9 protein-coding genes, 1 tRNA gene and 1 pseudogene are annotated in these 10,875 nt (G+C 68.6%); 3 read left to right on the top strand and 8 right to left on the bottom strand.

Annotation, left to right across the window (positions count from 1 at the left end; genetic code table 11):
* Positions 1 to 144 precede the first annotated feature (144 nt).
* The 6 genes from ABD993_RS20050 to ABD993_RS20025 all read right to left on the bottom strand — a co-directional run bounded on the left by ABD993_RS20050 (position 145) and on the right by ABD993_RS20025 (position 6,800).
* Positions 145 to 870, bottom strand: coding sequence for an ABC transporter ATP-binding protein (locus tag ABD993_RS20050; RefSeq protein WP_425569063.1), 726 nt, complete (start codon positions 868 to 870; stop codon positions 145 to 147).
* The gene (locus tag ABD993_RS20045) at positions 870 to 1,793 is read right to left on the bottom strand and encodes an ABC transporter ATP-binding protein (RefSeq protein WP_345420530.1); all 924 of its coding nucleotides are present in this window, start codon (positions 1,791 to 1,793) and stop codon (positions 870 to 872) included. The genes ABD993_RS20050 and ABD993_RS20045 overlap by 1 nt, the downstream gene beginning before the upstream one ends.
* Entirely contained in the window at positions 1,790 to 3,553 is a 1,764-nt protein-coding gene (locus ABD993_RS20040) for a branched-chain amino acid ABC transporter permease (protein ID WP_345420527.1), read from the bottom strand. Before ABD993_RS20040 ends, ABD993_RS20045 begins: the two co-directional genes overlap by 4 nt.
* Complete coding sequence (locus ABD993_RS20035) at positions 3,550 to 4,476, bottom strand: branched-chain amino acid ABC transporter permease (RefSeq protein ID WP_345420524.1); 927 nt, start codon at positions 4,474 to 4,476, stop codon at positions 3,550 to 3,552. The genes ABD993_RS20040 and ABD993_RS20035 overlap by 4 nt, the downstream gene beginning before the upstream one ends.
* A 103-nt stretch (positions 4,477 to 4,579) precedes the next feature.
* A complete protein-coding gene (locus ABD993_RS20030) occupies positions 4,580 to 5,812 on the bottom strand; it encodes a branched-chain amino acid ABC transporter substrate-binding protein (RefSeq protein WP_345420521.1) in 1,233 nt (410 codons plus the stop codon).
* Positions 5,813 to 6,170: 358 nt separating this feature from the next.
* Entirely contained in the window at positions 6,171 to 6,800 is a 630-nt protein-coding gene (locus ABD993_RS20025) for an ANTAR domain-containing response regulator (RefSeq protein WP_345420518.1), read from the bottom strand.
* Positions 6,801 to 6,928: 128 nt separating this feature from the next.
* Between ABD993_RS20025 and ABD993_RS20020 the strand changes: the two genes are divergently transcribed.
* The 3 genes from ABD993_RS20020 to ABD993_RS20010 all read left to right on the top strand — a co-directional run bounded on the left by ABD993_RS20020 (position 6,929) and on the right by ABD993_RS20010 (position 8,633).
* Positions 6,929 to 7,004 (top strand) — tRNA-Leu (locus tag ABD993_RS20020).
* Between the two features lie 99 nt (positions 7,005 to 7,103).
* A complete protein-coding gene (locus ABD993_RS20015; RefSeq protein WP_345420515.1) occupies positions 7,104 to 8,336 on the top strand; it encodes a site-specific integrase in 1,233 nt (410 codons plus the stop codon).
* Between the two features lie 75 nt (positions 8,337 to 8,411).
* On the top strand, positions 8,412 to 8,633 hold the full coding sequence (locus tag ABD993_RS20010; RefSeq protein ID WP_345420512.1) for a helix-turn-helix domain-containing protein: 222 nt from the start codon (positions 8,412 to 8,414) through the stop codon (positions 8,631 to 8,633).
* Positions 8,634 to 8,842: 209 nt separating this feature from the next.
* On the opposite strand, the pseudogene ABD993_RS20005 reads toward ABD993_RS20010, so the two are convergent.
* Positions 8,843 to 10,042, bottom strand: a pseudogene (locus tag ABD993_RS20005) (IS256 family transposase).
* A gap of 220 nt (positions 10,043 to 10,262) precedes the next feature.
* Positions 10,263 to 10,484, bottom strand: a complete 222-nt coding sequence (locus tag ABD993_RS20000) for a transposase (protein ID WP_345420533.1) — start codon at positions 10,482 to 10,484, stop codon at positions 10,263 to 10,265.
* Positions 10,485 to 10,875: the final 391 nt, after the last annotated feature.

Below are 10,875 nucleotides of genomic sequence, written 5' to 3'. Positions count from 1 at the left end.
AGCGGGCACCTATCGTCATCTCACCGTCCCCGGCCAGCCGCTACTCGCGGATTCGGGTCTGAGCAGTCCCACCCCGTCGCGCACGAACGGCACTCTCGTGCGGACCTACCGCACAAGAGTGCCGTTCGTGCGCGAGCAGCGCGCCTACTCCGCGCCGACGCCCTCGCCCAGATAGGCCTCCTGGACGCGCGGGTCGGCCAGCAGCTCCGCCCCCGTGCCCGACAGCGTGGTACGGCCGAGGTCGATCACGTACGCCTTGTCCGACAGACCCAGCGCCGCCAACGCGTTCTGCTCGACGAGCAGCACCGTGGTGCCCTCGTCCCGCAGCTCCTTGACGGTGTCGAAGATCAGCTGGGTCATGATCGGCGAGAGCCCCATGGACGGCTCGTCGAGCATCAGCAGCTTCGGCCGCGACATCAGCGCCCGGCCGATCGCCAGCATCTGCTGCTCGCCGCCGGAGAACAGCCCGGCCTTGTTCTGCCGCCGCTCCCCCAGCACGGGGAACAGGTCGTAGACCCGCTGCATGTCCTTGGTGATGCCCGCCTCGTCCCTGCGGGTGTACGCGCCGAGCCGGAGGTTCTCCTCCACCGACATCCGCGCGAACAGCCGCCTGCCCTCCGGGCTGTGCGCCACCCCGCGGGACAGGATCGAATGCGCGGGCATCTTCTGGATCTGCTCGCCGTCGAACTCGACGGTGCCGGACACCGGCCGCAGCAGCCCGGACAGGGTCCGCAACGTGGTGGTCTTCCCGGCCCCGTTCGAGCCGATCAGGGACACGATCTGCCCCTGCTCGACGTCGAACGACACCCCGCGCACCGCCTGGATCGCCCCGTAGGCGACCACCAGGTCACGGACCTGCAGGAACGCCATCAGGACTCACCCTCCACGGTGTCGGACGCGGGGTTCGCCCCGGTGTGCAGCTGGGCCTCGATCTCCTCGGGCGGCGCACCCAGGTACGCCTCGATCACCCGCGGGTCGCCACGCACCTCGTCCGGCGAGCCCTCGACCAGCAGCTCGCCCTGGACCAGCACCAACACCCTGTCGCACAGGGTGAAGATGAACTTCGTGTCGTGCTCGATCACCACCACCGACACGCCCAGGTCGCGGATCGCGAAGATCAGCTGCCGGGTCGCCTCGGTCTCCTGGGCGTTCATGCCCGCCGTCGGCTCGTCCAGCAGCAGCACCGACGGGTCCGTGGCCAGGGCGCGGGCGATCTCCAGCCTGCGCTGGTCGCCGTAGGGCAGGTTGCGGGCCAGCTCGTCCGCGAACCGGCTCAGCCCGACGAAGGCGAGCAGCTTCTCGGCCCGGTCCTTCGCCTCCGCCTCGCTGCGCCGGAACCGCGGCCCGTGCAGCAGCGAGGAGATCGGCCCCTGCTTCATCCGGACGTGCCTGCCGACCAGCACGTTCTCCCGTGCGGTCATGCTCGGGAACAGCCGGATGTTCTGGAACGTCCGCGCCACGCCCGCCTCGGTGACCCGGCTCGGGTCCTGCGGCATCTGCTCGCCGCGCAGCGTGACCGCGCCCGACGTGGGCGTGTACAGCCCCGTCAGGCAGTTGAAGAAGGTGGTCTTGCCCGCGCCGTTCGGCCCGATGAGGCCGATGACCTCGCCCTCCTTGAGCGACATGGTCACGTCGTTCAGCGCGCGGAGCCCGCCGAACTGCATGGTCACGCCCGCGGCCTCCAGGATCGGCTCCCGGGTGCCGGTGGCGATGTGCATGTCGTCCGCGAGGACGGCCTTGACCTCCTCGGGAGGGGCCTCCAGCTCGGGGGGCAGCCCGGTCTCCTCGCTCACGGAGCCACCTCCGTCGGGAGCGCGCCGGGCGCTTCCCTCGCCGCGTCCTCGGGATCCTCGGTCAGCTCCGCCTTGCGGTGTTTGTCCGCGATGATGCCCTGCGGCCGGAACCGCATGATCAGCACCAGGGCGAGACCGAAGATCAACAGCCGGTAGTCCGCGAACTCCCGGAGCTTCTCCGGCAGCACGAACAGGATCGACGCGCCCAGCACCGCGCCCGGGATGGTGCCCATGCCGCCGAGGATGACCGCGGCGAGCAGGGTGACCGACTCCAGGAAGCGGAACGAGTCGTACGCGACGACCGCCGTCTTGTGGGCGAAGAACGCGCCCGCCAGGCCGGCCAGCATCGCGCCGAGCAGGAAGGCGAGGATCTTGATGGGCCCGGTCCGGATGCCCATGGCGGCCGCGGCGTCCTCGTCCTCCCGGATGGCGATCCAGGCGCGGCCGAGGCGGGAATTCTTCAGGTTGCCGAACACCAGCATCACGAAGGCCACCAGCAGCACGATCGCCACGTAGTAGAGGACACCGCTGGGCAGCCGGACGGCGCCGATGCTGATCGAGTCGTTGAACTGGAAGCTGCCCAGCCCGACCGGCGGGATGTTCGGGATGGCGTTCGCCCCGCCCGTCAGGCCCGCGATGTTGTTCTGCGCGCTGCGCACGAAGATCTCACCGAAGGCCAGCGTGACGATCGCGAGATAGTCACCGCGCACCCGCAGCGTCGGCGAGCCGACGATGGCGCCGAAGACGCCCGCGACGACCGCCGAGATCACCATGACCAGCAGGAACGGCAGGTGGATGCCGATCACCGAGGCCGCCGCGCCGGACAGGTTGGCCGCCGTGAACGCCCCGATGCCGAGGAAGGCGACGTACCCCAGGTCCAGCAGCCCCGCGAGCCCGACGACGATGTTGAGCCCGATCGCCGTCGCCGCGTACACGCCGATGTTCGACGCGACCGTCATCCAGTACTCGGTGCCCGCGTTGGTGAACGGCAGCGCCAGCGCACACCCCAGCAGCACCACGACGCTGAACACGCGGTGCCGCTCGGACACCACGCCGACCCAGGTGAGCAGGCCGGAGGCGGAGAGCGCGGAGAGCGCTCCCACCAGCGCGGCCAGCAGCGACAGGAAGACGACACCGGCGTACGGGTTGACGACGCCGCCCTGGCCACCGCTCGTCAGCACCTCGGCGACCAGCAGCAGGACGAGCGCGAAGATCACCAGCAGCAGGATCCACTCGGCCCACCACGGCAGCCGCCAGTCCCACTCGGGACGGGCCTCGAGCCCGCCCGCCGACGCGGCCAGCACCGTGACCAGGCCACCGACCAGCGCGATGACGGCGCCGAACGCGATGGCGCCGTCCGCGGCGGTGATCGCGCCCAGCCCGCCGCCCTCGACGGTGATCCAGATGCCGTTGAGCAGGGCGACCCCGGTGACGCCGATCCCCAGCCCCCGCACGATCCGGTGCTGCGCGGGCACCCTGATCAACGCGATCACCACGGCGGCGAGGCCCAGCAGCACGATGTGCAGCCGGAACCCGGACAGGCCGAGTGGCTCGATGAACATGTTGAGCGAGGCGCGCTCGGGATAGGCGCCCTTGTTGAGCACGAAGGTCACCCACGGCAGGAAGGCGCCGAGGATCGACAGCACCCCACCGACGATCATGCCGATCCGGGCGAAGGGGGCCAGGGCGTTGAGCACGCCGCCCATCCGACCCGTGTGCTGCACCGGCGCGGCGGCCGGTGCGTCCAGTGTCGTGGTCACGCCCTCACCCGCTCGGACTCGCCGAAGAAGCCCTGCGGCCGGAAGACCAGCACGATGATCAGCACCACGAAGATCCACACGTAGTCGTACGCCGTGCCGCCCGGCAGGTACTGCCCACCGAGTGCGCGGACCAGGCCGATGACCAGGCCCCCGACGACGGCGCCCCGGATGTTCCCGATGCCGCCGAGCACGGCCGCGGTGAAGGCGAAGATGCCGTTCTGGAAGCCCATGTCGATGTTGATGTTGTTGAGGTAGCTGCCGTACAGCACGCCCGCGACGCCCGCGAGCGCGCCGCCGATGGCGAAGGTCAGCACGATCACGCGGTCCGGGTCGATGCCCATCAGCCGCGCGACGTCGCGGTCCTGCGAGGTCGCCCGCATCGCGCGGCCCATCCGGGTCTGCTCCACGAACCGCTCCAACCCGAAGGCCAGTGCGAGGGAGACGACGATCAGCAGGACGCCCGTGTAGCGGATGACGACACCGTCCCCGATCGGGATGACGAAGGCGCCCTCGATGAAGAGGTTGGGGAACGGGATGGCGGCGGTGGCGCCCGGGTAGAACACCCGCATCGCCTCCTGCAACGCCACCGAGACGCCGAGGGCGGTGATCAGCGGCGCGAGCCGCGGCGCGTTGCGCAGCGGCCGGTAGGCGAACCGCTCCATGGCGACCGCGACGAGCATGGCCACCAGCGCGCCCGCGACCAGGGCGATCGGCAGGGCCAGGTACCACTTCGTGACGACGGCGGCGGGCAGGATGTAGGTGAGCGTGGCCAGGCCGCCGTAGGCGCCGACCATGAAGATCTCACCGTGCGCGAAGTTGATCAGCGTGATGATCCCGTAGACCATCGTGTAGCCGAGGGCGATCAGCGCGATCAGCGAGCCGAACATCAGCCCGTTCGCGATCTGGGACAGGAACGTGGACAACCGAGGGATCTCCTCAACCCGCGTGCACGAACGGGGACGGGCGCCTGGTCCCGTCCCCGTTCGTGAACTTGCTCAGCAGCGCCCCCGGGTGGGGGGCCTCCGGTCAGCTGGCCTGGTACGAGCCGGTCTCGATCGGCGCGAACGCGCCGTCCTTGACCTCGTACACCGTCAGGACCTTGTTGGTGGTGTCGCCGAACTGGTCGAACGAGATCGCGCCGGTCGCACCCTGGATGTTGGTGGCCTGGACGGCCGCGATCAGCCCGTCGCGGGTGGCGTCGGAGAAGGTGCCGTTGCCGACCGCCTTCGAGAGACCGTCGATCAGCACGTTCGCCGCGTCGTAGGTCAGGGCGCCGTACGCGCTGTACGGCTCCTTGTAGCCCGCCGCCGAGTAGGCGTCGATGAACGCCTTCGCGCTCGGCAGCTGCTCCGGCGGGGCGCCGACGTTGGTGGCGAAGTCACCGGCCCGACCACCCAGCTGGGTGTAGGTCGCGTCGACGATGCCGTCGCCACCCATCAGCGGGACGTTGATGCCTGCGTCCGCGAGCTGCTTCGACAGCGGGCCCGCGACCGGGTACTCGCCGCCGTAGTAGACCGCGTCCGGGTTGAGGCCGCGGACCTGCGTGATCACGCCGGAGAAGTCGGTGTCCTTCTCGCCGACCTTCAGGCGGGCGGGGACCGCGGCGCCCAGCTTCTGCGCCTCGGCGGCGAACTGGCCCGCGAGACCGGCTCCGTAGGTCTTGCCGTCGTCGATCACGACGATGTTCTTCTTGCCCTGCTTCTGCACCAGGTACTGCGCGGCGAACGGGCCCTGGATGGCGTCCGTGGTCGCGGTGCGGAAGTACGTGGCATTCGGCCGTGCCGGGGCGGTCTGGTAGTTGTCGCCCTGGGTCAGCGTGGGGTTGGTGTTCGCAGGCGAGATCTGGACGATCTTCTTCTGCGACAGGATCGGCGCCACGGTCTGCGCGGTGGAGGAGTTCAGCGTGCCGACCACACCGACCACGTTCGGGTCCGACGCGAGCTTCGTCGCGGCCTGACCCGCGATCTGGGCCGTCGCCTGGTCGTCCTCGGCCTGCAGGGCAAGCTTGTAACCCGGCACCTTGCACGCCTGGTTCGCCTGGTTGACCGCCAGGTCGGTGGAGTTCTTCATGCCCAGGCCCAGCGCCGACAGGCTGCCCGACAGCGGGGCCACGAACCCGACGACCAGCGTTCCCTTGCTGGTGTCGCAGCTCCCGCCGCCGCCGCCGGTGGCTTCCTGCCGATTCGTGCTGCACGCGGTGAGCGCAAGGGCCCCGGCGAGCAGTGCGGCGGTCGCAGCGACCTTCCGCGTCCGACTCATGTCATGTCCTTCCGTGCACCAACGTCCGACGGGGGTCCCCCGAACGACCCGCCCGACCCGCGATCAGCTGCCGCGAGCGTCGCGGACGTTAGGGGACCGGCGGGGGCCCCGTCACGCCGAGCGGAGCCAGCTTTACCAGACCGCAACCGGATATCGCGGAGAGTCACCGGAGCGCCACCGAAAGTGTGTAGTTATCATATCGTTATCAAGCTGCGTGCCGCTGACCAGGGCAGACTCTCTTAACACGTGTCCAATATCGCACCCCGGGTGGGGTCATTACCGCCGGGTAAAGATCTCTTCGGACGCGAACAGGGCCGCCCCCGGATCGGGGACGGCCCTGTTCGGGTGGTTCGCGGAATCAGCCCTTCGCGGGCGCCAGCCCCTCGATGACGGCTTCGGCGACCGCCTTCATCGTGGTGCGGCGGTCCATCGCGGTGCGCTGGATCCAGCGGAAGGCCTCGGGCTCGGTCATGTTCTGCTTGGCCATCAGCAGACCCTTGGCCCGGTCGATCACCTTGCGGGTCTCGAACCGGTCCTGCAGGCTCGCGACCTCGTCCTCCAGGGCGCGCTTCTCGGCGAACCGGGAGACGGCCAGCTCGATCGCGGGCACCAGCTCGTGCCGCGCGAACGGCTTGACCAGGTAGGCCATGGCCCCGGCGTCTCGCGCGCGCTCGATCAGGTCGCGCTGGCTGAACGCGGTCAGCATGACGACCGGCGCGATCTTCTCCTCGACGATCGTGGCCGCCGCCTCGATGCCGTCCTTCTTGGGCATCTTGACGTCCATGATCACGAGATCGGGCTTGAGGTCGCGGGCCATCTCGATCGCGGCCTCGCCGTCCGGCGCCTCACCCGCGATCTGGTAGCCCTCTTCCCCGAGCATCTCGGTCAGGTCGAGGCGGATCAGCGCCTCGTCCTCCACCACGAGGACGCGCCAGCCGACGGCGGGACCGTCGTCGGTCGTCTTGTCCTCGGACACTGGCTGGCTCACGGGGGGATCTCCTTATGCTGCGGGTCGAACGCGAGGGTTCAGAGTACCGGCGATAAGGTTGCGCCCAGGTTGCCCTGGTCGTGTGATCCCGCCCGACGCGAGCGAGAACACACCGGAGCCACCAGGGCGCCCCCGTAGCCCAACGGCAGAGGCAGCGGACTCAAAATCCGTCCAGTGTCAGTTCGAATCTGACCGGGGGCACCACACCTACCTGCGTGGACGCAGAGTTCATGATCTGGACCCAGACGCTTGGCCACGAATTTGGCCACGAACTCGCGAACGAGCTTCTCCTACCTTGCGTTCATGGCCCTGGCCGACCCCTCCTCCGACCCCCGCCGCCGCGGCGCAATCCGCGTGCGCGGGCGGTCGCTGCAGGTGCGCGTCTCGGCCGGAGACGACCCGGTCACCGGGCGTCGGTCCTACCTCACCGAGACCATCTCAGGAACCGACGCAACCGCCCGCAAGCGAGCCGAGAAGGCACTCACCCGGCTTCTTCGGCGTGTCGACGTGGCGCGAACCGTCGAGAGCTCCATCTCCTTCCGCGAGGCCTCCAGCAAGTGGCTCCAGTCCACCGAGCTCGAAGAGAGCACCCGCCACACCTACCTGGGCTACCTCACCCGGACGCTGCTCCCTGCGATCGGGGACACGCCGCTGCGGGATCTGAACCCGCGGCTCCTCGAGAAACTTTATGTCTCGCTGCGCCGCTGTCGACTGCGCTGCAACGACCCGAAGATGACGCTTAAGCCTCCGGCACACACCTGCCGCCCGCTCGCCGTCTCCACCGTCCGGCAGATGCACGCGGTCATCAGCGGCACCATGGAGATGGCCGTCCGCTGGGACTGGCTCGACACCAATATCTCCCGTGGCGCACAGCTCCCCCGTGCCAAGGCTCCCGAGCCCGATCCGCCCTCGTCCCGCCAGGCCGCGCTCCTGCTCGAGCGAGCGTTCGCGATGGACGACGATTGGGGCACCCTCGTCTGGCTCGTCATGACCACGGGCCTGCGCCGCGCCGAGGTCTGCGGCCTGCGCTTCGGCCGCATCGACTTCGACGAGGAGGTCGTCGACATCCGCCGCACCTGGGTTCGCGGTCGCGAGAAGGACACCAAGACCCACCAGGCGCGCCGCATCGCCCTCGACTCCGATACCGTCACCCTGCTCCGGGAACATCGCGAACGAGTCGCCGAACGACTGCGAACACTCGGCGCCACGCTTACCGACCAGACTTTCGTGTTCTCCGGGCTGAAGACCCCGGACCACTCCGAGCCCTACTCCCCCAACGCCGTCACCCAGCGATATAAGGGCATGGCCGAACGAGCAGGCATCGACACCCACATCCACGCCCTGCGCCACTACTCCGCCACCGAACTCCTGACCGCGGGCGTCGACCTGCGAACCGTCGCCGGCCGCCTCGGCCACGGCGCAGGCGGCGCGACCACACTCAAGGTCTACGCAGCATGGGTCGCGGCCTCCGACCCCAAAGCCGCGGAGGTCGCCGCCGCACGCATGCCCCGACCACCCCGCCGTGCGGCCGAGTGAGCGGGGTGCGAACGGGTGGACACGGGTCCTGAACGATCGGGACCGACGATCGGCTCCCACGACAGAGGAGCGACCATGCCCACCGCCCGCACCTTCCTCACCGTCGCCGAGGCCGCCGAGCTGCTTCGCGTCGACACCTCAACGCTCTACCGCGCAATCCGGGCAGAGGAGTTCCCGGCCGTCCGAATCCGGGCGCGGTACCTCATCCCGACGAAGGTGATCGACGAGCTCGTCGACGACGCCATCGCGAGCGCGAACACGCCAGCCGCCGCGGGGGTCCTGCGGCGTCCGGCGTGACGAACCTGCCTCGGCTTGACGACACAGGGGCTCGAAGGCAGGCCAGGCCGCAGGCGTCCGACCCACTCCCACGGCGAGCCGACGTGCAGACCCCCTACATGACAGCAGCCCCGTCCGGATGGACGGGGCTGCATCGGGACCGTGATCGGCTCCCTAGCCTTTTCGGTCGGAGGGGGTCTGTCTCGTGATCGGTGTTTCCGGCGTCGTGCTCAGTAGGTCTCGGCTCCCGGCCAGCGGTCACCGAACGTGATGGCGAATGCGTTGATCACAGGCTTCCACCGCATCGTCCACCGGACGCGGCCCTTCCCGGTCAGGTCGAGGCTGCGGGTCAGGCACTTCATCGCGGCCTGCTCGGTCGGGAAATGGCCCGAGCTCGGACGGCCCGCCGGTAGCGGGCGTTCAGCGATTCGATGGCATTTGTCGAGCAGATCACCTTTCTGATCTCGACGTCGTAGTCCAGGAACGGCGTAAATTCTTCCCAGGCGTTGCGCCAGAGTCGGATCCATCGCACCGTACTTGCACCCCATTTTTCGTCGAGCTCGTCTACGGCAGCGAGTGCGGCGTCCGGGCCGGTCGCTGCATAGATTGGTTTGATGTCCCGCTTCACCGCATCCCAGTCCTGGCGGCCGACCAGCCGGAAAGTGTTCCGGATCAGGTGCACGACACACGTCTGGACGATTGTTTATGGCCACACGTTCGCCACGACCTCCGGGAGGCCTTTGAGGCCGTCGCAGACCAGGAACAGCACGTCGCGTACGCCGCGGTTCTTCAGGTCGATCAGGACGCTCATCCAGAACTTGGCGCCCTCACCGCCCACACCCATCCACAGCCCCAGCACGTCCTTACCGCCGTCCACGGTGACCCCGATGGCGGCGTAGACCGGCCGGTTGGCGACCTGCCCGTCCCGAACCTTCACGTGGATAGCATCGATGAACACCGCCGCGTACACCGCATCCAGCGGACGGGCGGCCCAGTCGTTCATTTCGGCGACGACCTTGTCGGTGATCCGTGAGACCGTCTCCTTCGACACCGACGCCCCGTAGATGTCGGAGAAATGCGCGGAGATCTCCCCGGTCGTCATGCCTTTCGCGTACAGGGACAGCACGATCTCGTCCACATCCGTGAGGCGGCGTTGCCGCTTCTTCACGATCTGTGACTCGAAGCTGCTCTCGCGATCCCGTGGCACCTCGATCTGGACTTCACCGGCGGCGTCCGAGAGGACCGTCTTCGGACGCGACCCATCCGCACGTTCGTGGCTTCCCGCTCCGGGTCCGCCTGATTCTTGGCGTGTCCGAGGTGCTCGGTATCTCCTCATTCAGCGCCGTTTCCAGCACATTCTTCGTGAACAGCTTCAGCAGGCCGTCCGGGCCGGTCAACGCCAGACCGCGTGCCTTCGCCTCGGCCACCATCGCCGCCGCAGCGGCCTACTCCGCCGACAACTTCCGCGTCGGCCCGGACTCATCCTGCCGTGGACTCACAAGGTTCGATGTCATCACTCACAGTGCCCATCTCGCCGGACCTCAGCCCGGCGTGTCGGGCCGGAAACACCGATCTTGAAACAGTCCCCCAGGGCCGCAGAATAGGACTGTAAGAACATCGGCTCTGGCTCAGAAGTGGTGGTGCGGCGGGTCAGCTGAGCAGGATGCGTCGGCGGAGCAGCGCGAAGCCGGCTCGGCCGTACATCTGTCGCTTGAGCAGTTTGACCTTGGTGTTCGCGCCTTCGATGGGGCCGTTGCTGTAGGGCAGGGTCAGCCCGGCCACGAAGGCGGAAAGGTCCTTGCGCAGGCCACGGACGAACCCGTGCAGCGCGGGTACGTCGCTGCCGTCGACGGAGCTCATCCAGTCGTGCAGGTCCTCGCCGCGGCTGCTCGGTGAGCAGCGCGGCGAAGTCGCGGACGTGCTCGAGCAGCGCGTGGAGGTGCAGGCAGCTGCTCACCAGGTCATCGAGGTGGGTGCGTTCGCGCTCGGGCAGGTCCGTGGGGCGGGTCATGATCCATGAGACCAGGCGTCTGGGCGCAGGAGAACCACGTTCGGTGTCGGCGCGGCCCTGGCTGAGGTAGCGCACGAGCAGGTTCCTGCTGCCGGGGTAGCCCTGTTCACGGATCTCGGCGAGCAACCGGGTGGTGGACACCTTCGGGTCGGACACCAACCTGAACCGTCCTGGCCGGTGGAGAGGCTCCTGATCTAGCTGTACTCGGCCATGAGGTTGGTACACGGCGTGGCGAGTTGAGAGGGGAAGGCC

Source organism: Pseudonocardia xishanensis, from assembly GCF_039541715.1.
Classification (GTDB): Bacteria; Actinomycetota; Actinomycetes; order Mycobacteriales; family Pseudonocardiaceae; genus Pseudonocardia; species Pseudonocardia xishanensis.
Note: the sequence above shows the minus strand (reverse complement) of the source record. Positions and strands in the feature narration are given on the sequence as shown.